The organism is Streptomyces camelliae (assembly GCF_027625935.1).
Taxonomy (GTDB): Bacteria; Actinomycetota; Actinomycetes; order Streptomycetales; family Streptomycetaceae; genus Streptomyces; species Streptomyces camelliae.
In genome coordinates, this window is sequence record NZ_CP115300.1 from 558,236 (window position 1) to 580,930 (window position 22,695).

Genomic DNA, 22,695 nt, shown 5'->3' on the forward strand with positions numbered 1-22,695 from the left:
CCTCCTGACGAACATCGAGGTCAGCCCCGTGATACCCACCCGCCGCACCCTCCTCGCCGCGCTCACCGCCGTCGGCGCGCTCGCCTCCCTGACCGCCTGCGGTGGCGGCTCCGGCTCCTCGGGCGCCGGCCACGCCTCCTCGGGGACGTACACCTTCTGGGACCCGTATCCGCAGTTCGACGCCTCCTCGCCGTGGGGCAAGCTCGTCTCCGACTGCGGGACGAAGGCCGGGGTGAAGGTCAAGCGCACCGCGTACGACACCACCGACCTCGGCAACAAGGCCCTGCTGGCCGCCCAGCAGGGCAACGCGCCGGACGTGATGCTGGTCGACAACCCGGTCGTCTCGACGCTGGTGGAGGCGGGGATCCTCACCAAGACCAGCGATCTCGGCCTCGACACGAAGTCGATCCAGAAGAACATCATCGGCGCCGGCACCATCGACGGCTCCGCGTACGGCGTGCCCATCGGCGCCAACACGCTCGCCCTCTACTACAACAAGAAGGTCCTGTCCGCAGCGGGCGTCGACCCGGCCTCGATCAAGGACTGGGCCTCCCTCACCGTCGCGCTGAAGAAGGTCAAGGCGGCCGGGAAGAAGGGCATCACCTTCTCCGCGATCAACACCGAGGAGGGCAGCTTCCAGTTCCTGCCCTGGTTCTGGGGCGCGGGCGGCGACCTCACCAAGCTGAATTCCGCGCAGGGTGTGGCCGCGCTGTCGCTGTGGAAGCAGTGGGTGGACGCGGGGTACGCGCCCAAGGACGTCCTGCAGAACACGCAGACGACCAGCTGGCAGGAGTTCGCCACCGGCACCTACGCGTTCGGTGAGAACGGCACCTGGCAGCTCGGCAACGCGGACAAGGCGGGCTTCGACTACGGGATCATCAACGTCCCGGCGCAGAACGGGGGTTCGGCGCCCGTGCCGACCGGCGGCGAGTTCGTCACCGTCCCCGTGCAGAAGGACACCGCACGCTACGACGTCAGCAAGAAGATCGTCGAGTGTCTGACCAGTGACGCCAGTCTGCTGCCGACGGACACCACGCTGATGTACGTGGCGCCGACGGCCGCGGTGCAGGCCACGCAGGTGAAGCAGAACCCGAAGCTGAAGCCGTGGGTGGACGCGGTGGCCGCGGCGCGCGGCCGCACCAGCGGCGGGCTGGGCACCAAGTACCCGACCATCTCCCAGCCGATGTGGACCGCGGTCCAGTCGGCGCTCTCCGGGGGCAAGAGCCCGCAGGCGGCCCTGGACACCGCCCAGGCGAGCGCAGGGAAGAACTGAGGCCGGACCATGACCCTCGCCCGTGTCGACCGGCCGCGCCGGCGGACACCGGCGGTGGCGGAGGTGAGCGGGTCCGGCCGGCCGGCGGCGCAGCGCAGGCTGCGGCGCCGGAGCCGGCTCACCGCGCTCGCCTTCGTCGCCCCGCTGATCGCCTACCTCGCCGCCTTCTACCTTTATCCCCTCTACCGCAACCTCGATCTGAGCCTGCGCGACTACACCGTCCGCTCCTTCGTGGCCGGCGACGCGCCCTTCTCCGGCTGGGACAACTTCCAGAAGGTCCTCGACGACCCGACCTTCGGTCCGGCGCTGCGCCACACGATGGTCTTCACCTTCGTGTCCATCGCCTTCCAGTACGTCATCGGTCTCGCCCTCGCGGTCTTCTTCAACCGGCACTTCCGGCTCTCGGCGGTGCTGCGGGCCCTGTTCCTCATCCCGTGGCTGCTGCCGCTGATCGTGTCGGCGTCCACCTGGTCGTGGATGTTCAACAGCGAGTCCGGCGTGGTGAACTACTTCCTGCACTTCTTCGGGGTCGATCCGGTGGGCTGGCTCACCTCGCCGGACTGGGCGCTGCCCTCGGTGATCATCGCCAACATCTGGATCGGCATCCCGTTCAACCTGGTCATCCTGTACAGCGGGCTGCAGAACATCCCCGCCGAGCTGTACGAGGCGGCCTCCCTGGACGGGGCGAGCGCCTGGCAGGTGTTCCGCCGGATCACCTTCCCGCTGCTGCGGCCGGTGTCGGCGATCACCCTGCTGCTCGGTCTCGTCTACACCCTCAAGGTGTTCGACCTGATCTGGATCATGACCAAGGGAGGCCCGGGCGACTCCTCCTCCACCCTGGCCACCTGGTCGTACCAGCTGGGCTTCGGCACGCTGCTGCCCAAGTTCGGACCGGGCGCCGCGGTCGGCAACCTCCTCATCCTCATCGCCCTCGTCTTCGGCCTGCTGTACATCCGCGTCCAGAGGAGGCAGGAAGCATGAGGTCACGGCGCTACACCCTGATCGGCCTCGTGCTGACGGCGCTGATGCTGTTCCCGGTGTACTGGATGCTGAACGTGTCCCTCACCCCGCAGCAGGACATGCGCAAGAGCCCGCCCGACCTGTTCCCGCTGCACCCGACCTTCGAGGGCTACCGCTCGGTCCTGGACGACCAGTTGCCCTACCTCGGCACCAGCCTGCTCATCGGCCTCGGTACGGTGGCGCTGACTCTGGTACTGGCCGCACCGGCCGGCTACTCCCTGGCCAAGCTGCGTCCGCGCGGCGGCGGAGCGCTCGGCCTGGCCCTGCTGATCGCCCAGATGGTCCCCGGCATCGTCATGGCGATGGGCTTCTACGGCATCTTCCTCGACCTCGGTCTGCTGAACTCCTGGTGGGGGCTGATCATCGCCGACTCCACCATCGCCGTGCCCTTCGGTGTCATGATCTTCACGGCGTTCATGTCGGGCATCCCGGGCGAGCTGATCGCCGCCTCGCGCATCGACGGCGCGGGCACCTTCCGCACGTTCTGGTCGATCGTCCTGCCGGTGAGCCGCAACGCGCTCGTCACCGTCTCGCTCTTCAGCTTCCTGTGGGCCTGGTCCGACTTCGTCTTCGCCAACACCCTGGACGGCGGCGGCGATCTGAGGCCGATCACCCTCGGCATCTACAAGTACATCGGCAACAACAACCAGGAGTGGAACGCGATCATGGCCACCGCCGTCGTCGCCTCCATCCCCGCGGCAGTCCTGCTGGTCCTCGCACAGCGCTATGTGGCCGCGGGTGTCACCGCCGGCGCGGTCAAGGACTGAGCCACCTCCCCCATCCCCTCCGTCGAGGAGAACCCCCTCCATGAGCCGCACAAGACCCCTCACCTCTCTCCTGGGTGTCTGCGCCCTGGCCGCCGGCACCGCGCTCGCCGCCGGTGCCCCGGCCCAGGCGGCGCCCACCTCCGCCACCACCCTGGTGGTCGACGCCGGCCAGACACTCCGCCCGGTCACCCATGTCGCCACCGGCAGCCTCTACGGCCTCGCCGACGACACCACACCTGCCGACAGCCTGGTCACCCCGCTCAAGCCGAACACCTTCGTGCAGATGGCGCCGGGCGGCTCCCAACTGCCCAACGGCGAGCCCAAACCGGCCGGTGACGCGTTGGCCGTCGCGCCGAAGGCGGCCCGCGCCGGCGCCAAGGTCGTCGTACGGATGCCGGACTGGTACCCCAACTTCCCGTACAAGTGGGTGAGCTGGAGCGACTGGCTGTCCGCCGTCGACAAGCAGGTCGCCTCCGTGCGGTCCTCGGGCGCCGGCAACATCGCCGCGTACGAGCTGTGGAACGAGCCCGACTGGACGTGGGACACCACCAACGCGGGCTCCTTCGACACCGGCTGGACGCGCACGTACAAGGAGGTGCGGTCGAAGGACGCCGGCACCCCGATCCAGGGCCCGAGCTACTCGGCCTGGAACCAGTCCTGGATGTCGCAGTTCCTCACCGACGCCAAGGCGAACGGCACCGTCCCCGACATCATCAGCTGGCACGAGCTGCAGGGCAGCTCCGGCATCGCCGCGCACGTGGCCGCGTACCGCTCGCTGGAGTCGAGCCTCGGCATCAGCCCGCGCCCGATCGCCATCGAGGAGTACGGCACCCCCAGCGAGGTCGGCGTGCCCGGACCGCTCGTCGGCTACATCGCCAAGTTCGAGCGGGCCGGTGTGCACGACGCCGAGCTCGCCTTCTGGAACCACTACGGCACCCTCGGCGACACCCTCACCGACACCGGCGGCTCACCCAACGGCGCGTACTGGCTGTACAAGTGGTACGGCGACATGTCGGGGAACATGCTCGTCACCACGCCCCCGGCGCAGACCGGGATCGACGGCATCGCCTCCCTCAACGGCTCGCGCAACCAGATCAGCGTCGTCGCGGGCGGCTGCACGGGCTCCTGCGCGGTGACCGTCAACGGCCTGTCCTCGCTGTCGGCCTTCGGCGGCACCGTCCATGTGAAGCTGGAGTACACGCCGAACACCGGCCGTACGACCGCCTCCCCCGGGCCGATCACCATCTCCGACGCCGACTACACCGTCTCCGGCGGCTCCATCACCGTACCGGTGACCATGAACGCCTCGGACGGCTACCACCTGGTGATCACCCCCACCGGTACCTCCACCTCCCTGGCCGGGCGCTACCAGATCACCAACAAGAACAGCGGTCTCGCGCTGGACACCCTGAACGGCGGCACCGCTCAGGGAACCTCGGTCGTCCAGGCCACGTCCACCACCGGCACGGACCAGAACTGGAGCCTGGTGGCGGCGGGTTCGGGCCTGTACAAGATCGTCAACCAGAAGAGCGGTCTGCTGCTCGGCATCCAGAACATGAGCACCAGCGACGGGGGTCCCGCCCTGATCTGGGGTGACAACGGCACCGCCGACCACCTCTGGCAGGTCATCCCGACCCGCGACGGCTACGACAAGATCGCCGACTACAACAGCGGCCTCCTGCTGGGCGTGGACCAGATGAGCACCTCCTCCGGCGCTCAGGTCCTGCAGTGGTCCGACAACGGCACCGCCGACCACCTGTGGAAGCTGACCCCACGCTGAGGTCCGCCCCCGCCGAGGGCACTCGGCACTGCATGAGACACCTGTGTCCCTGGCCGATGTCGGCGGCCAGGGACACAGGCTGTGCGGCATGTGCGCGTGGCCCGGCGTCACGCCGGAAGGTGTGTTCAGAAGGTGAGCACGGGCTTGATCGTCTTGCCCGCGCTCATGTCGCGCGCCGCCCGGTCGATGTCCGCGAACGGATAGGTGCTGATCAGACGGTGCAGCGGCAGCCGTCCCTCCTTGACCAGCTGGACCAGGGCGGGGATGAGGGTCTGGGTCTCGCTGTCCCCCAGGGTGAGCCCCACGATCCGCTTGCCCGGCAGCAGGCCGTTGACGTCCAGGGCGACTTCGGTGCCGAAGGGCGGGGCGCCGACGACCACCAGGGTGCCGCGGGCGGCCAGCGCGTCGGCGCCCTGGCGCAGCACGGCGACGTTGCCCGTGGTCTCGACGACGGCGTCGGCTCCCTGTCCGCCGGTCAGCAGGGCGAGTGCGTCGCCCAGGTCGGCCTGGGTCGCGTCGACGGTGTGTGTGGCGCCCAACTCCTCGGCAAGGGCGAGGCGTTCGGCGAACCGGTCGACGGCGATGATCCGGGCGGCCGGGGTGAGCGCGGCGGCCATGACCGCGGACAGGCCCACGGCTCCGGCACCGAGGACGACGAGCGTGCTGCCCGCCCGGGGCTTGAGGACGTTCCATACGGCACCGACCCCGGTCTGCACACCGCAGCCGAGCGGGGCGATGGACGTGAGCGGCACCTCGGGGTCGACCTTCACCAGGCTGCGCCGGTCCACCACCGCGTGTGCGGCGAAGGAGGACTGGCCGAAGAAGTGCCCGCCGAGCGGGGTGCCGTCGCGGCTGATGGTGCTGGTGCCGTCGGCGCGCCGGCCGCCGATGAGGTTCAGCGGCAGCCAGGTGGCGCAGTACGCCGGGTGTCCTTCGCGGCAGTTGCGGCAGCCGCCGCAGGAGGTGAAGGACAGCACGACGTGGTCGCCGGGCGCGACGTCCGTCACGTCCGGGCCGACGGCTTCGACGACACCGGCTCCCTCATGTCCGAGGACGCCGGGCAGCGGGAACGGCAGGCCGCCGCTCGCCACGCCGAGATCGGTGTGGCACAGGCCGGTGGCGGCCATGCGGACGAGAGCCTCGCCCGGCCCCGGGCCGTCGAGCTCGACGTCGCAGAGGGTGAAGGGCGCTCGGCCGGATTCGACCACGGCGGCGCGCGTGGGGGTGGTCCTGCGTGTCATACGGTGAACTCCTTTGCGCGGGCGCTCAGTCGAGCGAGACGACGACGGACTTGACCTTGGTGTAGGCGGCGAGGGCCTCGGGGCCGTACTCCCGGCCGAAGCCGGAGTCCTTGACGCCGCCGAAGGGGACCGCGGGGTCGAGCATGGCCCAGTCGTTGATCCAGACGATGCCGGCCTGCAGCCGCCCGGCGACGCGGTGGGCGCGGGCGAGGTCGGTGGTCTGGATGCCCGAGGCGAGGCCGTACGGCGTGGAGTTGGCGAGGGCGACCGCCTCGTCCTCGGAGTCGAAGGGCTGGACCGTGAGGACGGGGCCGAAGATCTCCTCCTGGACGACCCGGGAGTCGTCGGCCAGGCCGGTGATCACCGTGGGCCGGTAGTAGTAGCCGCCGTTCAGGTCGAGCCGCTCGCCGCCGACGACCACCCGGGCCCCCTCCGTGCGGGCCAGTTCGACGTACTCCTCGACCTTCTTCAGGTGCTTCGCCCCCGCCATCGGCCCGACGACGGTCCCCGGATCGCGCGGATCACCGACCGGCACCTGTGCGACCGCCCCGGCGAGGATGCCGACGAGGGTGTCGTACACCGGGCGGGCGACCAGCAGCCGGGGGCCGGCCATGCAGAACTGGCCGGTGTTGAAGACGAACGCCTTGATGATCGCGCCGACGGCCTTCTCCAGGTCGGCGTCCTCGAAGACGATGTGTGCGGCGTTGCCGCCCAGTTCCATCATGACGGTCTTGAGTCCCTCACCGGCCACGCTCGCCACATGCCGGCCGACGGCGGTGGAGCCGGTGAAGGCGACCTTGTCGATCCCGGGGTTGCGCAGCAGGGCCTCGCCGGCGACCGGGCCCGTGCCGGTGACGACGTTGACGACACCGTCGGGGACGCCGGCCTCCGTCAGCAGGGCGGCCATCCGCAGGGCGCTGAGCGGGGTCTCCTCGGCGGGCTTGTGCACGACGGTGTTGCCGGCCGCGAGGGCCGGGGCGAGCTTCGAACCGGCGAGGATCAGCGGGAAGTTGAAGGGCGTGATGGCCGCGACAACGCCGAGCGGCTCGCGGCGGGTGTAGGCGAAGGCATGGAGCGGGGTGTCACGGGTGGCACCGTCCTGGCTCTGGGCGAGGAAGGCGTAGTACTCGTAGTCGTTGGCCGCGTTCGTGACGTCGACCGCGCTGCACAGGGAGATCGGCTTGCCGACGTCCCGGCTCTCCAGAGCCGCGATCTCCTCGGCGTGCTCACGGATCAGTTCCGCGACGCGGTACAGCACGCGCCCGCGTTCGCGGCCGCTCATCCGGGGCCAGGGTCCGGAGTCGAAGGCGTTCCTGGCCGCGCGTACGGCGGCGTCGACGTCACCGGCGGCCGCCTCCGCGACGGTCGTGATCACCTGGCCGGTGGACGGGTCGATGACCTCCATACGGGCGCCGTCGGCGGCCTCGCGCCAGTGGCCGCCGATGAACAGCTGTCCGGGGTCGGTGTCGAAGGTGGTCGTCATTGGCCCACTCCCCAGCGTTGATCGCTAAAGTCTCAACAAACAGGATTCCTGTTGATCCGCAGTCTGATTACAGACAGGTTTCCTGTCAATGGACGCGTGGTCGGTACACAGACACCGCCGTACGCGGACCCCGTCCGGACTGTGTCGCGCGTCACATCCACCTCATGTCACAGCCGGCCCCTCTGCTCCCATCTGGTGGGCGTCAGCAAGCGAGCCGAGGAGGACGCAACGATGTACGCACAGCAGGAGACCGGCATGGCGGCCGCGCACCGCGTGGTGATCCTGGGGGCGGGATACGCCGGCCTGGCCGCCGCCGTCCAGCTCGCGGCCCGCGTGCAGCGGCGGCCGGGCATGGCGGTGACCGTGGTGAACGCGCAGGAGCGGTTCACCGAGCGGATGCGGCTGCACATGACGGCGACCGGGCAGCGACTGGCCGAGCTGAGCATTCCGGAGCTGCTGGAGGGGACGGGCGCGCGGTTCGTGCGCGGCTGGGTGACGGCGGTGGACGCGGACGCGCGGACCGTGCGGATCGACGACGACCGCGAGCTGCACTACGACACGCTGGTGTACGGGCTGGGCGGGGTCGCCGACACGCCGGCGGTGCCGGGCGCCGAGGAGCACGCCTACACCCTGAGCGGCGCACCGGACGCCGAACTGCTCGCCGGCCGTCTGGCCGGGCTCGACAGCGGCACGGTGGTGGTCGTCGGCAGCGGGCTGACCGGCATCGAGTCGGCCGCGGAGATCGCCGAGCGGCGCCCGGAGCTGAACGTCGTGCTGCTGGGCCGGACCGAGCCCGGCGCGACGATGAACACCAGGGCCAAGGCGTATCTGCGGGCCGCGCTCGACCGGCTGGGCGTCCAGGTGCGCTCCGGGGCCGAGGTGGTGAAGGTGCTGCCCGACACGGTCGAACTGGCGGACGGGCAGAGCATCGCCGCCGATGCCGTGCTGTGGACGAGCGGCACGCGCGTGTCGCCGCTGGCGGCCGCCGCGGGGCTGACCGTCGACGAGCGCGGGCGCATCGTCACCGACGCGAGCCTGCGGTCGGTGTCCCACCCCGAGGTGTACGCCATCGGCGACGCGGCCGCGATCAGCCAGGGCTACGGCGTCATGCACGGCACCTGCCAGGGCGGCATGCCGACCGGGGTGCACGCCGCGCTGTCGATCGACCGGGTGCTCAGGGGCAGGCGGCCCAAGCCGTTCCGCTTCGGCTACTACCACACGCCGGTGAGCCTGGGACGCGGCGACGCCGTGGTGCAGTTCACACACCCCGACGACAGCCCTCGCCGGATCTGCCTGACCGGCGCCATGGCGGTCAGGTACAAGGAGACGGTGACCGCTTCCCCTTGGCCGACGTACGGCCGTATGAAGAAGATGCCTGCCTCGGGCGCGTTCTGGCCCCGCGGGGGCCGCTTCACCCGGGTCCGGAGGGCCAAGTGACCGGCCAGTCCGCCCGGCCCGGCCAGCAGGTCTTCCATGAGCACCGGCGACTGCTGTTCTCCGTGGCCTACCGCGTCCTCGGCAGCGCCGCCGACGCCGAGGACGCGGTCCAGGACGCCTGGATCAAGTGGTCGGCCGCCGACCGCTCGCAGGTGGCCGACCCCAAGGCGTATCTGACGCGCATCGTCTCGAACCTGGCGCTGGAGCGGCTGCGGTCCACCCGGCACAAACGGGAGACCTATGTGGGGCCGTGGCTGCCGGAGCCCATCCTGACCGGCGGGGACGCTTCCGAGGTCGTCACGGACGCCGAGTCGGTGTCGATGGCCATGCTGGTGGTGCTGGAGACGCTCAGTCCGCTGGAGCGCGCGGTGTTCGTGCTGAAGGAGGTCTTCGACTTCAGCCACGCCGAGATCGCCGAGGCGGTGGAGCGTTCCGAGGCCGCGGTGCGGCAGGCGGCGCACCGCGCACGGGAGCATGTGCGGGCCCGGCGGCCGCGCTTCGCCGCGGACCGGACGCGGCAGCGCGCGGCCACCGAGCGGTTCCTCGCCGCCTCGACCGGCGGGGACGTCAACGCCCTGATGGAACTGCTGTCCCCCGACGTCACCCTGTGGACCGACGGCGGCGGCAAGGTCCGCCAGGCCCTGCGTCCCGTGGTGGGCGCAGCCACGGTGGCGGGCTGGTTCGCGGCCATCGGCACCGTGACCTACCAGGGCGTCGAGCCCGCCGACATGAAGGCCGACCTCCTGGAGATCAACGGCGGTCCGGGCATGGTCTTCCGCGGGCCGGACCGCGTGATCGCCACCGTCACCTTCGACTTCGACGCCGGCGGCCGTATCACCGCCATCCACAACGTGGCCAACCCGGACAAACTCCAGGCGGTCACCGAGGGCACGACGTACGACATCGGGACGCGGTGACGCCCGGCTTACGGGTGGTTCACGGACGTTCCGCCCGTCCGTCCGGGCGGGCGGCGTGGCTCGATCATCTCCCCGGGCCGTGGGCTGCGGCCGGGGAACGGATGGAGGCACATCGATGCCATCGATGAATCCCCGCTGCCGGGGGTGGGCAGGTGCGGGATGCCCGCGAACACGAGATCACGGAAGACTTCGCCGGCGAAGAGCACATCGACCACGGACATCGCCTCCGACTGGTGCCGGCACGTGAGGTGCTCAACTATGAGCACCACCTCCGAGCAATGACGAGAGTCGGTCAGTAACGACCAGATTTCCCCAGCCCAAGATGACTGATGTCAGTCATCCGGTGCTATGTTCGCTGCGTGACTTCACGCAAGCGCCACGCGCAGATCGTGGAATCCCTCCGCACGAGGGGGGTCGCCTCGGTGCGCGAACTCGCCGAGCGGCTCCAGGTCAGCGAGTCCACCATCCGCCGGGACCTGATCGAGCTGGACCGCAACGGCGAACTCGTGCGCACCTACGGCGGTGCCGCGCTGGCCCCGCGCGCCACCGTGGACGCCACGGCGCAGGAGCCGGAGGAAGAGGCCCCCTTCGACGTCGTCGCAATGCGCGACCGGGCGTTGAAGGAGGCCATGGCGGAGGAGGCCGTGAAGCTCGTCGAGGACAACAGCGTGGTCGTCCTGGACATCGGAACCACACCCCGGGCGATCGCCCGGCGGCTGCGCGGGCGCCCCGTCACGGTCATCACCAGCAGCCTGGCCGTACTCGACGAACTCCGTCACGACGACGCCGTACGGCTGGTGATGCTGGGCGGCGTGCTGCGCCGCAACTATCAGTCCCTGGTCGGCTCCCTGACCGAACATGCACTGCGTCAGGTCAGCGCCGACCTGCTCTTCCTCAGCTGCACCGGGGTCCGCCCGAGCGGTCACGTGGTGGACAACATGGCGGTCGAGGCACCCCTGAAGCAGGCCATGATCGAAACGGCCGGACGGGTCGTCCTGGTCGCGGCCGAGAGCAAGTTCCCGGGCAGCGGCTCGCTGCGCGTGTGCTCGCTGTCGGACATCGACGTCCTGATCACCACCAGCGGTGCCGATCCCGACACACTCCAGCTCTGCCGAGCAGCGGGTGGAGAGGTGATGGTCACATGAAGTTGACCGTCCTCGGCGGCGGATTCCGCGTCCCCTACGTCTGCCAGGCCCTGCTCAGCGCCCAGGGCACCGCCCGCATCTTCGACGTCTGGCTGTACGACACCGATCCCGCCCGCCTCAAGGCGATGGCCGAGGTGCTCGCCCGGTTCGCCGACGGCCGGCCCGACGCCCCGACCGTGACCGTCACCACGACCCTCGACGACGCCCTGGAAGGCAGCGACTTCGTGTTCGCCGCCGTCCGGGTGGGCGCGCTCGCGGGCCGCACCTGCGACGAACGGGTCGCCCTCGACCTGAACGTCCTCGGCCAGGAGACGACCGGGCCGGGCGGTCTCGCCTACGGCCTGCCCACGATCCCCGTGATGCTCGACATCGCGCACCGCGTGCGCAGACTCGCGCCCGGCGCGTACGTCATCACCTTCACCGACCCCGCCGGGATGATCGCCGCGATCAGCCGCAACGAACGCGCGGCGATGATCCTCGACATGCGCAGCGGCACGACCGTGTCCGCCTGCCCCGAGGACGCCGTGGTGGACGTCCCGGTCACCGTCGATGCCAATGATGTGCACCCCCTCACCATCACCCAGACCGAGCTGCATCAGGCCGGGCTGATGCAGCAGGTCAAGGCGGTCGAGCGGCTCACGATCAGCGCGGCCGTCACCGGCGACCGCGCCGATGCGCTCAAGGCGTTCGCCCTCCATCCCTCGTCGATTCGGTCACGGTCGGCCGCCGGCTGCTGGACGGGGACATCCAGCGCACCCCGGAGGTCGCGGCCGTGTTCGCGGGCGGGCGGAGCCAGCCGTACGGGGTACGGGGCGACGGCGCCCGGCACCCCCGCCCGACCCCACCCGCGGATGTCCCCTCCCACCCTTTTCAGAACGGCAGGCCCAGCGTGGAAGTTGTCATCGTTCCGGACGCCGCGGCGGGCGGCGAGCTGATCGCCGAGGCCATGGCCCAGCTGCTGCGGCGCAAGCCCGACGCCCTGCTCGGCGTGGCCACCGGCTCCACCCCGCTGCCCGTCTACCAGGCACTGGCCGCGAAGGTGCGCGCCGGCGCCGTGGACACCTCGCGGGCCCGGATCGCCCAGCTCGACGAGTACGTGGGGCTGCCCGCCGAGCACCCCGAGTCCTACCGCTCGGTGCTGCACCGCGAGGTGCTCCAGCCGCTCGGCATCACCCTGGACGCCTTCCTCGGCCCCGACGGCACCGCCCAGGACATCCAGGCCGCGTGCGAGGCCTACGACCGCGCCCTGGCCGAGGCCGGCGGGGTGGACCTCCAGCTGCTGGGCATCGGCACCGACGGGCACATCGGCTTCAACGAGCCGTGCTCCTCACTCACCTCGCGCACCCGGATCAAGACCCTCACCGAGCAGACCCGCATCGACAACGCCCGCTTCTTCGACGGCGACATCGAACAGGTCCCCCACCACGTCGTCACCCAGGGCATCGGCACCATCCTGGAAGCCCGCCACCTGGTACTGCTCGCCACCGGCGAGGGCAAGGCCGACGCGGTCGCCGCCACCGTCGAGGGCCCCCTCGCGGCCCTCTGCCCGGCCTCCGCACTCCAGCTGCACCGGCACGCCACCGTCGTCGTGGACGAGGCCGCCGCCACCAAGCTCAAGCTCGCCGACTACTTCCGCCACACCTACACCCACAAACCGGACTGGCAGGGGATCTGACGTGCCCCGGCAGGCAGGGCCGTCTGCGGCGGCGGCGGAGCGGGCCGGGGCGGATACTGGCCTGGAGGGGTCCCCGACGGGCACCCGGTCGCCGTAGGGCGCCGCTCGGGCACACGGCCGGGTGGCCCCTGGACGTCGTGCGGAGGTGCGATGGTCATGGTCGGTGACATCGGTGACGAGCTGCGGGCCCGGCGCGAGGGCGAGGACGGACACTGTGTGCTGCCGCACACCGCCGACACGCGCCTGCACGCCTGGGGCACGACCCGTGAGCACTGTCTCACCGAGGCCGTACGTGCCCTGGTGGAGACCTTCGCCGATGTGTCGGATGTGCACCCGACCGCCGTGGAACGGGTCCGACTCGCTCCCGGCGGCGACGAGGATCTGCTGGTCGCGCTGCTGAACGAGGTCGTCTACCGGCTTGAGGTCGCGGGCCGGGTGCCGGTCGACGTGGAAGTGGAGGCCACCGACGACGGCGCGGTGGAGGCACGGCTGTCGCTCGCCGGCCTCGGCGATGTCACCGTCGTCGGGGCCGCACCCAAGGGTGTCTCCTGGCAGGACCTGCACATCGGCCCGGACGCGTACGGATGGACCTGCGCGGTGATCGTGGACGTGTGACCGCACAGGGACACCCGGGGACGGCCGGCATCATCCCTTGACCACTCCCAGCGGCACCAGCCGGGCGACCTTCCGGCACAGTCCCGCTCCCTCGCTCGCGGTGACCACGGCGTCGACGTCCTTGTACGCCTCCGGGGTCTCCTCCGTCAGGCCGCGCCAGGACTTCGGGCGCGCCGCGATCCCGGCCTCACGCAGCCGCGCCCGGAGCTCACTGCCGGTGACGGTGCGTGCGGCCTGGTGCCGGCTCATGGTGCGGCCCGCGCCGTGGCAGGTCGAGTGGAAGGCGTCGCCCGCGGGCACACCGGCCAGCACGTACGACGCCGTGCCGAGCGTGCCGGGGATCAGCACCGGCTGCCCGAACTCGCGGATGTCTTCGGGTAGTTCGGGGTGTCCGGGCGGGAAGGCCCGGGTGGCGCCCTTGCGGTGCACGCACAACCGCCGCCGCCCCCCGTCCACCGGATGGGTCTCGATCTTGGCGAGGTTGTGGGAGACGTCGTACACCAGGGACAGCCGCGCGCTCGCGGTGCGCCGGAAGACGGTGCGGGCCGCGTCGGACAGCAACTGGCGGTTCGCCCGGCCGTAGTTGGCGGCCGCGGCCATCGCCCCGAGGTACGCCCGCCCCTCGGGCGAGTCCACCGGCGTACAGGCGAGCTGCCGGTCGGGCACGGTGATGCCGTAGCGGGCCATGGCCTGGTCCATGAACCGCACATGGTCGGTGCAGATCTGGTGCCCGAGTCCGCGGGAGCCGCAGTGGATCATCACGCAGATCTGACCCGGCCCGATCCCGAAGGCGTCCGCGGCCGGGCCGTCGTACACCTCGGTGACCTGCTGCACCTCCAGGAAATGGTTGGCGGAGCCGAGGCTGCCGACCTGGCCGAGGCCGCGTTCCCGGGCCCGCTGTCCGACCTGTGTCACATCCGCGTCGGCGACCGCGCCGCCGTCCTCGCAGCGCAGCAGGTCGCGTTCCTCGCCATGGCCCTGTTCCACGGCGTACCGGGAGCCCCCGGCCAGCAGTCGCTCCAGCTCGCCGGGGCCGTCCGGGCGCCAGACTCCACCTGGACCGGCCCCGCGCGGGATCGCCCGGTCCAGGCCGTCCATCACGGCGGTCAGCACCGGCCGGAACGCGTCGGCGTCGCAGTCGGCGGCCAGCAGCCGCACCCCGCACGAGATGTCGAAGCCGACACCGCCCGGCGAGACCACTCCGCCGGCGTCCACGTCGGTCGCCGCGACTCCGCCGATGGGGAACCCGTACCCCCAGTGGATGTCCGGCATGGCGTAGGAGGCGGCCACGATGCCGGGCAGCGCGGCCACGTGCACGACCTGCTCCAGGGACTGCTCCGCGTCCGCGAGCAGTTCCCGGGAGGCGAACACGATCCCGGGCACCCGCATGCCGCCGTGCGGCTCGATGCGATAGCGGAAGGAACGTTCCTCGACCAACTCCATCGCGGTCTCCGCCCTGGCCCGCTCCGGCGCGCACGGGGTCACTGCCCGTGCAGCGCGGCGAGCACGTCGTCGTCCGTCAGCTGCTCGAATGCGTCGTACCACTCCCCCACGGCCAGGAACACGGCCGGCCGGTGCAGGAAGATCACCTCGTCGGCCTCGCCGCGCAGCAGGTCGGCCGCCTCCGGCGAGCACACCGGCGCCGCCAGCACCACCCGCTCCGGGGACTGCCGGCGCAGCCAGCGCAGCGCCGCACGCGCGGTGGCTCCGGTGGCCACCCCGTCGTCCACCACGATCACGGTACGGTCCCGCAGCTCGGGCGCGGGACGGCCCTGCCGGTAGCGCTCCTCCCGGCGGCGCAGCTCCGCCCGCTCCCGCTCCACCACCTCGTCCAGGTCCGCCTCGCTCAGCCCGAGATGGTCCAGGGTTCGCTCGTCGAACAGCGGAGGATCGTCCCCCGCGAGCGCCCCGACGCCCAGCTCCTCCTGGAACGGCGCGCCGATCTTGCGCGCGACCAGCACGTCCAGCGGTGCCTCCAGCGCCCGCGCCACCTCGCGGGCCACCGTCACCCCGCCGCGTGGCAGGGCCAGCACGACCGGGTGGGTCAGCGCCCCCGCCTCCTGCCGGATGCGCAGCCGCTCGGCCAGCTCGTGCCCGGCATGGACACGATCACGGAACCGCATGCCCTGCTCCTTCCAGGCCGTCGCCGGGTTGCTCACCCGGCCGTGGTGTGCGGTCGTACGACGGCTTGTTCGAGGCGCTCGCGCTCCAGCAGCCCGATGAGCCGTCCTTCCGGGTCCGTGACGGGCACCGCCTCGGTGCCGGACCGGACCATCCGGGCCAGGAGCGGGCCGAGGGGCGCGTCGGCCCGCACGGTCGTCGGCCCCGGCCGCAGGACGTCCCCGACCACGCCGCCGCCACCGGCCTCGGCGTCCTCGCGGTCCAGCAGGCCCACGACCACCTGTTCGGCGTCGACCACCGCGGCGAACCGGTGTCCGGTCTCGTCCAGCATGTCCACGGCGTCGTCGAGGGGCTGGTCGACGGTGCACAGGGGCGCGGTGTGGTCGGCCACATCTCCGGCGAAGGCGGTGTCCGCCGCCCAGCCCTCGCGCGGCAGTCCGGCCGCCAGCCAGTCGGCCTTGCCGGGCGCGTAGTCGTACACCTGCCGAAAGCCGAGCTGCCGCAGCCGGGCGGCGGCGCGGGGACTCAGATCGCACAGGGCGTCGGCGCAGTACACGACGACCGGCCGCCCGGGATCGAGCCAGTCACGCGCCCGCGTGTCCAGCTCACGCAGCCCGATACGCAGCGCGCCCGGCAGGTGGGCCTGCTCGTACGGCTCGCTCGGGAGCACCTCGACGAGCTGGGCCATGTCCTGCTCCACGAGCCGGAACACCTCCTGCCGGTCGAACAGCCGGACGGACATGACGGCACCTCCCTCCGGTGTCCCGTCCGAGTACCCGCGCGACACCTCACGACACCGGACATGCCCCTCCGGCGTCCCGGCCGCGGTGGTCCGCCGTCATCGAGAGCCGCTGCCGGCGCATGATCACGGTGGCCGGACGTTCCTCGTCCCGCACACGCGGCCGGCGGCGCGGTGCGGCAGACAGCCTGGGCGCAGGGGGCGACACTGGTGGCAGTACACCTGCGTTCCGGGAGGAGTACGGCATGGCCGGGTCCGGCTCCGGCGGTACGGAGGACGTGGCGGGCGGCAAGTCCCGGTTCGACGACATCTACGACCGGCCGGATCCGCGCATGTACTTCGGGCGGCTGGCCCCCTTGGAGTACGAGATCCCGCACCACGCCCAGCCGGTCTTCCGGCAGGCCTCCGCCGAGCGGGCCGCGTTCGACGACGGCTGCCCCGGCCGGCCGGCGGTGCTGGACGTGTGCTGTTCGTACGGGATCAACGCCGCACTGCTCAACCATGACGTGACGCTGGCGGAGATGTACGAGCGGTACACGTCCCCCGCCCGTCAGGCCATGCCGACGACGGAACTGGCGGCGCAGGACAAGGAGTTCTATGCCGGGCGCCGCCGGCCGGACGCGGTGCCGGTGTTCGGCCTGGACGTCGCGGCCCCCGCCGTCCGGTACGCGCTTGAGGTGGGTCTGCTGGACGCCGCCTTCACCGACGATCTGGAACAGGCCCCGCCCGGTCCCGCGCTGAGCCGCGCGCTCGCCGAGGTCGGCCTGATCACGCTGACGGGCGGCGGCAGCTACATCACCGCCCGCACGTTCACGGCGCTGCTGGACGGTGCCCGCAGGCCGGTGTGGATCAGCGCGTTCGTGCTGCGCACGGTGTCGTACCAGCCGATCGTCCGGGCACTGGACGGGTACGGTCTGCGCACCACACTCGATGTCTCACGCACCTACCCGCAGCGCCGCTTCACCGACGAGCGGGAACAGCGGTATGCGATCACGGCGGTACGGGCACTGGGCCATGACCCCGCCGGGCGCGAGGAGAGCGGCCGTTTCCACAGCCTGCACTACGAGTCCCGCCCTGGTGCGCGGTGACGGCGCGGCGGGACTTCCCCGGGTTCAGCGCGCGCAGCCGACGTCCAGTACTTCGATCACGTCGCCGTGCACGGTGTAGACGAGCCAGCACCACTCACCGAACGCCGCGGCCAGGTTCGGGGCCGAGGTCTCCGAGTCCCGGGTGACCGCGTCGATGAGCGTGATGATCTCCTCGTGCGTCTCGTCCGGCACGTCGAAGAGCACGTCGGCAGCCTGTTGGATCAGTTCGACTCGCATGGCACCCCCGCGGGCGGGCAGCAACCATTCCTCGTCACCACCATAGAGCCGCTCGCGGACGACCGTGCACGCCGAGGAATGCCGACCAGGAGGTCGGCGCTGCGCGGTTTCCCACCCCGACCGACGGGCACCCGGAGCCGGGACCGCGCGGCAGAACACACAGGAAGTCCTGACCATGACCGACGATGTTCACCGGACGATGCTGGAGCAGGGCCTGCTCGACCCCACCACGCCGCGCATGACGGAGTCGATCCCGGAGGAGGAAGAGGAACACGCGGACGCCTTCTCCAGCCTGCTGGAGACCTGAAACCTGCTGGAGACCTGACCCGCGCCCGTTCACTCACCCGCCGTCCAGGCCTGCGGCCCACCACCGCGCCATTCGATCAGGTCGGGATCGTCGACCGTCGTATTGGACTTGGGCAGGCCCCTTCGGCGCAGAAACTCGATCACATCGAGCAGGTGATACGCGGTACCGACGAACTCACCGCCGACCGTGACCCGCCGACCGCCGTCGGGCCCCGGCGGCTGCACAACCACAGGCGCGCCTTCCATAGCTCATGGGTTCCCATTGCTGAGTCCCTCATGCCGCTCCCCGGTCCGCGCGCACAGAGGGTGACGTTGCGTACTCGGCGGGTGGACTCGCCGGGCAGGTCCGCTCACCCCGGGGTACCGCTGGGGATGGCGAGTTCGCCGCCACGGCAGAAGGACTCCCGCTCCTCCACGACGTACGGGGCCATGCCGGCACGCCGCTGCGCCTCGGCCTCGGAGGCCCGCCAGGCATCACATGCCTCCTTCGAGTCCCAGAACGACACCCCGGTGATCTCGTGCCCGTCCTCGGACCAGTACGCGAAGGCCCGGCGCATGCCCGGCGGGTGGCCGGCCGGCCGCCACGCCCTCTCGAAGTCCTCCAGGGTGCCCGGCTGAATGCGGCGGGTCGTCACCCAGACGAAGTGCTCCTCCATCGCGACCTCCTCCGCGACGCCGATGCGGCTCGTCGGCGCCGCTTCGACCACCGTAGGTCCACAGCGCCGATTACGCCTGCGCGGTGAAGCCGGTCGCGCGCCGCAACGGCGCCGGCGGTGACGAGATCACCCCACGCGGTGTTTCTCCGTTTCCTCGGGCACGGGCAGTGGCTGCCGGCACGGCGTGGATGCGTCGGCGTTCGGTGCGTTGCGGCGCAGTCCGCCGGCGAGGGCCTCGCCTTCCCGGTCGGTCCCGGTGGCCACGGCGAGCAGGCGGAACGGCGCGGACGGCCACAGCTCGACGCACACCACGGGTCTGCCGGGCCGCACCGCCACGAAGTCCTTCCCGCCCTGATGGCCGCGCGTGCCGAGGCACAGGGCGCCGGGGATGTGCACACCCCGCTGGTGGACACCACGCAGGGCACGCCACCAGTCCCGTTCGACCGTCACCCGGCGCACCGCCGCCAGCGGCACCCGCACCTCGCCGCGACGCACGGCCACCCGCTCCCACCAAGCCAGCCGTACGACCAGGTCGTCCCCGTCGACAAGCATGCGTGCCATCGTCAGTGCCTCCCTTCCATCATCCCTCAGGGAGACGTACGGCGTATGCTCTGCCGGCCTCGCAGCTTCTTCTACGGTGGAAGGTGACACGAGCATGGAGGCCTATGTGTGCTGGGGCGCGACGATCTGACGTGAGCGTGCGTGCCCGGGCGGCGGCCGGCCCTGCTCACTTGCCGGCGTCGGCCATGAGCAGCGGCTGGAAGAAACCCGTCTCCTGCGGCATCCGCCACTCGGGGTCGGTGAAGCCCGCATCGGCCACGAGGCTGGTCAGCCGGTCCCGGCCGAGGGCCCAGTAGGTGCTCCGGCGGACCTCGACACGCCATGCGCCGTCCGCCGGCAGGAGTTGGAAGTGCTCCAGGTCGTAGTGCTCGCCGTCCTCGTGCCAGTGCCACAGCTGGAACGTGACGGTCCGCCCGTCCCCGTCCGCTCCCCGGTGGACCTGCGGGGGCGTCGAGGCGGGGCGGTCGCGCAGGACGTCGTCGTAGGGGCGTGTGCTGACCAGCAGCCGGCCGGCGGGGCGCAGCACCCGGCGCATCTCCGTCAAGGCGGCGAGGACGTCCTGTTCCGTCAGAAGGTGGGGCAGCGCGTTGTCGGCGCAGACGACCGCGTCGAACTCGGCGTCGGGAAACGGCAGTCGCCGCATGTCGGCAACGGCCGCGCGCAGCGTCACCTCCCGGTGGGCGGCCTCACGGACGGCACGGGCGACAGCGCGGGGGCTCAGATCGGTGCCCGTGACACGGTGCCCGTGCAGCGCCAGGCCGATGGCCTGCGTACCGATCCCGCAGGCGCAGTCGAGCAGCGCCGCACGGTCCTGGCCCAGCAGGGCGTCCAGGGCGTCGCCCTGCCGGCGCATGCTCGCGTCCCAGTCCGCGTAGATCAGGTGGTAGTCGTCGGCCAGGTCGTCGTAGAAACGTGCCGGCGGGCTCTCGGACATGGCCTCAGGTCAGGTCGAAACGTGACGAGGAAGCGGCCGGGTCGCCCAACTCGCGCAGGTACGACGCCGTCCAGGGCGTCAGACGGTCATCGGCTCCTGCAGCCAGCGGCTGATCCGGTACGGCAGCCACCAGGCGAACGGGCCGATGTCGAGGACGAGGTGCTCGGTTCTGAAGTCGGCCAGGACAGCGGGCGGCACGGAGGTCGCCGGTGCGCCGTAGGCCAGGCGCTCGATCGTGTCCTCGTACTCCGGCTCGTCGGCGGTGAAGCGGCGGAGTTCTCCCCAGCGGCGGTCGCGGATCTGCACGAAGCCGGGGCCCTTGCGCCACAGGCATTTGCACAGGTAGTGGCTGTGCTGCCAGGTGCGCAGCGCCTCGTGGGCGTCCGTGGGTCCCTCGATGAGCCGGGGCGGCTGGAGGTGACTGAGGAGCTGCCAGGCTCCGACCGGCGCCGTGGGGAGGCGAAGGTCCCACTCGACGAGGACGGCTCGCGCGGTCAGATCCCGTACGAGACTGAGTGCGGCCACCGTCCGGGCGGCTTGTCCGGGATCCGCGCCGGCGGTGAGGTCGATGGTCCCGGGCAGTCGTACGCGCCGGGCGCCGAGCTGCCAGAGCCGGTCGCCTTCGCTCTCCAGGGGGCCGGGAAGGGCGAGTTCGCCCAGGGACATGCCGGGGAGTTCGCAGGCGGACGGGTCGTAGTCGCGCCAGGCGAGGAGGGCGGGCAGGCTCGCGGTGGTCGGGGCGGTCATGGACGTCCTTCTCCTCGGGGCGTGGTCATGCGTGGACGGGTTCGGCGGGCGCGGCCGGCGCCGCGTGGGTGTGCCGCATGAAGTCCAGCCGCAGCAGCTCCTCGTTGACGGCGGCCGGGGCGAGGTGGACGTACTGTCCGCCGTCCGTGAAGACGATCCCGAGGCGGACCCAGGAGTCGAGGAGCCGTCGCACGCCGGCCTCGTCACGGGTGGCTCCGGGTGTGTGCCGGGCGGCCTTGCGGGTGAGCGCGGCGACGGTGTGCGGCTGGTCCAGGAGACGGAAGGCGGCCAGCTCGAAGGGGTCGGTCAGCTCGGTCGTACGCCAGTCGAAGGCGCGGCGCCGGGAGACGAGGACGATCCGGTCGCCCAGGTCGGCGTGGGAGAGGCGGGCGTCGGCGTGGTGTTTCTTCCATGCGGCCAGAGCGTCGTTCAGCGCGGTCACGGTCGGTTCGCCGATGCCCCGTTCCGGTGCCTCGAAGACGTACGCGAGGTCGTACAGCTCCTCCTCCGGCAGGTCGTAGGTGAAGCGGTAGTGCTCCTCGGGCCTCAGGCCGGTGAAGCCGAGTTCGGGGCGCTCGAAGTACGGGCTGAAGCGTTCGATGGCGATCCGGGCCGACAGGTCGACCGGTGGGTCGAGGTGTTCCAGTGCCGGTATCTGCGCGATGACCGGCTCGTAGTCCTGGGCGGTCTCGCCGGGGAAGCCGTGGAGGTAGTTCCAGGCGACGGACAGTCCGGTCTCGGCGCCGTCACGGAGCATGCGGACGTTCTGGCAACCGCTGACGCCCTTGTCCATCAGGTCGAGCACCTGATGGTTGAGCGATTCGATGCCGGGCTGGACATAGATCATCCCCGCGTCGGCGAGGGTGCGCAGCTGCGGGCGGCGCAGGTTGGCCTTGATCTCGATGTGCATCCGCAGGTCGTATCCGCTGTCGATGATCCGGGGCAGTACGGTCGTCAGGTAGCCCATGTCGAGGATGTTGTCGACGAGGTACATGTCCAGGACCCGGTGGCGGCGGGCCAGTTCGACGATCTCCTGGTAGAAGGTGTCCGGGCTCTTGGAACGGAACTCCATGAACGAGCCGTTGAGCCCGCAGAAGGTGCAGTGGTGCTTCTCGCCCCACCAGCAGCCGCGGGCGCCCTCCACGACCAGTTTGGGCTCGACCCAGTGGCGGGCGGCGGAGGCGGCGAGGCGTTCGAAGTAGCCGCTGTAGTCGGGGGGCAGGATCGCGGCGGGCGGCAGCGGGCGGGTCGCCATCGGATTGGCGCGGCTGTGTCCGTCGGCGCCCCGATGGCACAGGCCCGGCACCTCGGCGAGGTCGGAGCCGTCGGCAAGTGCGGTGAGCAGCTGCGGGAAGGCCGCCTCGCCCTCGCCCCTGACGACGTGGTCGACGAAGGGGAAGTTGCGGTGTACGGCGGCGCCCTGCGCCCCGTCGCAGTTGGCCCCGCCCATGACGGTCACGATGTGCGGGGCGAGCTGCCGGACCCGCCGGGCGGCGGCGAGCGCCGCGGTGTTCTGCTGGAAGGTGGAGGTGAACCCGACGACGTCGGGGGCGTGCGCGACGATCCGGTGCGCGATCTCGTCGACGAACTCCGGGACGATCCGGTGCAGCGCGTGCGTCATCTCCATGCGCGACTTCTTGAGTTTCCCGCGCATCGCCGCGGTGAACTCCTCCTCGCGCCAGTGCGGGTCGTCGTAGAGGGCCGAGGAGAACACCCAGTCGCCGCAGCCCATGAAGTAGGACGACAGGGCGTAGTACTCGTAGTCGTCACCGGTGAAGTCGGTACGGCTGGTGATCCAGTCGATGAATTCGAGATTGGCGTGCAGGACCTCGGCCTCGGCGCCGGGCACGCGCTCGTCCACGCTGCGTTTGAGGATTCCCAGCGCGAGGGACGGGAGGTCGATGGGCGACCAGGGCATGTTGACCAGCAGGACACGCATGTCGGCTCCTCGGG

General features: G+C 71.2%; 23 protein-coding genes and 1 pseudogene. 12 read left to right on the plus strand and 12 right to left on the minus strand.

Going from position 1 to position 22,695, the window contains the following annotated elements:
- Positions 1 to 28: 28 nt before the first annotated feature.
- The 4 genes from O1G22_RS02660 to O1G22_RS02675 are packed head-to-tail and all read left to right on the plus strand — an operon-like array spanning position 29 to position 4,840.
- Positions 29 to 1,273 carry a sugar ABC transporter substrate-binding protein gene (locus O1G22_RS02660; RefSeq protein ID WP_270079775.1) on the plus strand — a complete coding sequence of 415 codons (1,245 nt, stop codon included), beginning with the start codon at positions 29 to 31 and terminating at the stop codon, positions 1,271 to 1,273.
- Positions 1,274 to 1,282: 9 nt separating this feature from the next.
- A complete protein-coding gene (locus O1G22_RS02665; protein WP_270079776.1) occupies positions 1,283 to 2,254 on the plus strand; it encodes a carbohydrate ABC transporter permease in 972 nt (323 codons plus the stop codon).
- Complete coding sequence (locus O1G22_RS02670) at positions 2,251 to 3,060, plus strand: carbohydrate ABC transporter permease (RefSeq protein ID WP_270079777.1); 810 nt, start codon at positions 2,251 to 2,253, stop codon at positions 3,058 to 3,060. The genes O1G22_RS02665 and O1G22_RS02670 overlap by 4 nt, the downstream gene beginning before the upstream one ends.
- 40 nt (positions 3,061 to 3,100) lie before the next feature.
- The gene (locus O1G22_RS02675) at positions 3,101 to 4,840 is read left to right on the plus strand and encodes an RICIN domain-containing protein (RefSeq protein ID WP_270079778.1); all 1,740 of its coding nucleotides are present in this window, start codon (positions 3,101 to 3,103) and stop codon (positions 4,838 to 4,840) included.
- A 125-nt stretch (positions 4,841 to 4,965) separates the two neighbouring features.
- Here O1G22_RS02675 and O1G22_RS02680 read toward each other — a convergent pair whose 3' ends face one another.
- Both O1G22_RS02680 and O1G22_RS02685 read right to left on the minus strand, forming a co-directional pair.
- Positions 4,966 to 6,081, minus strand: coding sequence for an NAD(P)-dependent alcohol dehydrogenase (locus O1G22_RS02680; protein WP_270079779.1), 1,116 nt, complete (start codon positions 6,079 to 6,081; stop codon positions 4,966 to 4,968).
- 25 nt (positions 6,082 to 6,106) lie between these two features.
- On the minus strand, positions 6,107 to 7,564 hold the full coding sequence (locus tag O1G22_RS02685) for an aldehyde dehydrogenase family protein (protein WP_270079780.1): 1,458 nt from the start codon (positions 7,562 to 7,564) through the stop codon (positions 6,107 to 6,109).
- Positions 7,565 to 7,795: 231 nt separating this feature from the next.
- Between O1G22_RS02685 and O1G22_RS02690 the strand changes: the two genes are divergently transcribed.
- From O1G22_RS02690 to O1G22_RS02715, 6 genes and pseudogenes are all read left to right on the plus strand, one after another.
- Entirely contained in the window at positions 7,796 to 9,001 is a 1,206-nt protein-coding gene (locus O1G22_RS02690) for an NAD(P)/FAD-dependent oxidoreductase (protein ID WP_270079781.1), read from the plus strand.
- Positions 8,998 to 9,918, plus strand: coding sequence for an RNA polymerase sigma-70 factor (locus O1G22_RS02695; RefSeq protein WP_270079782.1), 921 nt, complete (start codon positions 8,998 to 9,000; stop codon positions 9,916 to 9,918). Before O1G22_RS02690 ends, O1G22_RS02695 begins: the two co-directional genes overlap by 4 nt.
- A 359-nt stretch (positions 9,919 to 10,277) precedes the next feature.
- Complete coding sequence (locus tag O1G22_RS02700) at positions 10,278 to 11,063, plus strand: DeoR/GlpR family DNA-binding transcription regulator (protein WP_270079783.1); 786 nt, start codon at positions 10,278 to 10,280, stop codon at positions 11,061 to 11,063.
- Positions 11,060 to 11,841, plus strand: a pseudogene (locus O1G22_RS02705) (family 4 glycosyl hydrolase); the annotation flags it as partial. The gene O1G22_RS02700 and the pseudogene O1G22_RS02705, both read left to right, overlap by 4 nt.
- A gap of 111 nt (positions 11,842 to 11,952) precedes the next feature.
- Complete coding sequence (gene nagB, locus O1G22_RS02710; RefSeq protein ID WP_270081731.1) at positions 11,953 to 12,738, plus strand: glucosamine-6-phosphate deaminase; 786 nt, start codon at positions 11,953 to 11,955, stop codon at positions 12,736 to 12,738.
- A gap of 156 nt (positions 12,739 to 12,894) precedes the next feature.
- Positions 12,895 to 13,353: an archease gene (locus O1G22_RS02715; RefSeq protein WP_270079784.1), complete on the plus strand. Its 459-nt coding sequence runs from the start codon at positions 12,895 to 12,897 to the stop codon at positions 13,351 to 13,353.
- Between the two features lie 30 nt (positions 13,354 to 13,383).
- Here the strand turns inward: O1G22_RS02715 and O1G22_RS02720 are convergent, their stop codons facing one another.
- From O1G22_RS02720 to O1G22_RS02730, 3 genes are read right to left on the minus strand one after another with little or no spacing between them, the layout of a single operon-like run.
- Positions 13,384 to 14,796: an RtcB family protein gene (locus O1G22_RS02720; RefSeq protein ID WP_270079785.1), complete on the minus strand. Its 1,413-nt coding sequence runs from the start codon at positions 14,794 to 14,796 to the stop codon at positions 13,384 to 13,386.
- Between the two features lie 38 nt (positions 14,797 to 14,834).
- Positions 14,835 to 15,476, minus strand: a complete 642-nt coding sequence (locus O1G22_RS02725; protein WP_270086303.1) for a phosphoribosyltransferase — start codon at positions 15,474 to 15,476, stop codon at positions 14,835 to 14,837.
- 32 nt (positions 15,477 to 15,508) lie between these two features.
- Positions 15,509 to 16,216, minus strand: a complete 708-nt coding sequence (locus O1G22_RS02730) for a CBS domain-containing protein (RefSeq protein WP_270079786.1) — start codon at positions 16,214 to 16,216, stop codon at positions 15,509 to 15,511.
- Between the two features lie 242 nt (positions 16,217 to 16,458).
- Between O1G22_RS02730 and O1G22_RS02735 the strand changes: the two genes are divergently transcribed.
- Positions 16,459 to 17,301 carry a hypothetical protein gene (locus O1G22_RS02735; protein WP_270079787.1) on the plus strand — a complete coding sequence of 281 codons (843 nt, stop codon included), beginning with the start codon at positions 16,459 to 16,461 and terminating at the stop codon, positions 17,299 to 17,301.
- Between the two features lie 24 nt (positions 17,302 to 17,325).
- On the opposite strand, the gene O1G22_RS02740 is transcribed toward O1G22_RS02735, so the two are convergent.
- A complete protein-coding gene (locus tag O1G22_RS02740; RefSeq protein ID WP_270079788.1) occupies positions 17,326 to 17,538 on the minus strand; it encodes a hypothetical protein in 213 nt (70 codons plus the stop codon).
- A 175-nt stretch (positions 17,539 to 17,713) separates the two neighbouring features.
- Between O1G22_RS02740 and O1G22_RS02745 the strand changes: the two genes are divergently transcribed.
- The gene (locus tag O1G22_RS02745) at positions 17,714 to 17,845 is read left to right on the plus strand and encodes a hypothetical protein (protein ID WP_270079789.1); all 132 of its coding nucleotides are present in this window, start codon (positions 17,714 to 17,716) and stop codon (positions 17,843 to 17,845) included.
- 29 nt (positions 17,846 to 17,874) lie between these two features.
- Here O1G22_RS02745 and O1G22_RS02750 read toward each other — a convergent pair whose 3' ends face one another.
- From O1G22_RS02750 to O1G22_RS02775, 6 genes are all read right to left on the minus strand, one after another.
- On the minus strand, positions 17,875 to 18,090 hold the full coding sequence (locus O1G22_RS02750; protein ID WP_270079790.1) for a hypothetical protein: 216 nt from the start codon (positions 18,088 to 18,090) through the stop codon (positions 17,875 to 17,877).
- Positions 18,091 to 18,194: 104 nt separating this feature from the next.
- Entirely contained in the window at positions 18,195 to 18,551 is a 357-nt protein-coding gene (locus O1G22_RS02755; RefSeq protein WP_270079791.1) for an antibiotic biosynthesis monooxygenase, read from the minus strand.
- Between the two features lie 75 nt (positions 18,552 to 18,626).
- Complete coding sequence (locus O1G22_RS02760) at positions 18,627 to 19,061, minus strand: hypothetical protein (RefSeq protein WP_270079792.1); 435 nt, start codon at positions 19,059 to 19,061, stop codon at positions 18,627 to 18,629.
- A 166-nt stretch (positions 19,062 to 19,227) separates the two neighbouring features.
- Positions 19,228 to 19,995, minus strand: a complete 768-nt coding sequence (locus O1G22_RS02765; protein WP_270079793.1) for a class I SAM-dependent methyltransferase — start codon at positions 19,993 to 19,995, stop codon at positions 19,228 to 19,230.
- A gap of 78 nt (positions 19,996 to 20,073) precedes the next feature.
- A complete protein-coding gene (locus tag O1G22_RS02770) occupies positions 20,074 to 20,742 on the minus strand; it encodes a DUF5825 family protein (RefSeq protein ID WP_270079794.1) in 669 nt (222 codons plus the stop codon).
- A gap of 25 nt (positions 20,743 to 20,767) precedes the next feature.
- Positions 20,768 to 22,681, minus strand: coding sequence for a RiPP maturation radical SAM C-methyltransferase (locus tag O1G22_RS02775; RefSeq protein WP_270079795.1), 1,914 nt, complete (start codon positions 22,679 to 22,681; stop codon positions 20,768 to 20,770).
- Positions 22,682 to 22,695: the final 14 nt, after the last annotated feature.